General features: G+C 55.1%; 1 protein-coding gene. It reads right to left on the bottom strand.

Annotation, left to right across the window (positions count from 1 at the left end; all coding sequences use genetic code 11):
• Nucleotides 1–390: hypothetical protein (locus tag H6A20_RS13185; RefSeq protein ID WP_204907545.1), on the bottom strand; the 390-nt coding region annotated here is incomplete at both ends.

Here is a 390-nt window from a genome sequence, read left to right as displayed (position 1 = left end):
CTGTCGGGGTGGTCGGGTCAGTCGGCCCAGCCGGATCGGTGGGATCTGTTGGAGTAGTGGGGTCAGTTGGGTCGGTGGGGTCGGTCGGCTTTTCGCTGGTTTCAAACGGTGTGTTGGAGCCAAGGATAGCATACTGGCTCAGATGGGTAGTCTCAAACACCAGGAAGTCACCTTCCACCACTGCATCAAAGCGTTCCAGCGGGTCACCCAGATATACCGCCTGGTAGTATTTGTAGCCCTTCAGGTGGTCGTTCATCGGGATTTTGACCGTCATGGGGTTATCCTTGATTTCCAGAGCTTTACCGTCTTTTCTAACGCTGATGTCGTAAATGGACAGCAGGCCCGGCAGTTCTTCTTTCAGTTCCGGACGGCTTCCCAGCACGCTTTCCT

It is taken from the genome of Mordavella massiliensis, assembly GCF_016901695.1.
Taxonomy (GTDB): domain Bacteria; phylum Bacillota; class Clostridia; order Lachnospirales; family Lachnospiraceae; genus Claveliimonas; species Claveliimonas massiliensis_A.
The sequence above is the reverse complement of the archived record's forward strand: the minus strand, read 5'-3'. Positions and strand labels throughout refer to the sequence as shown.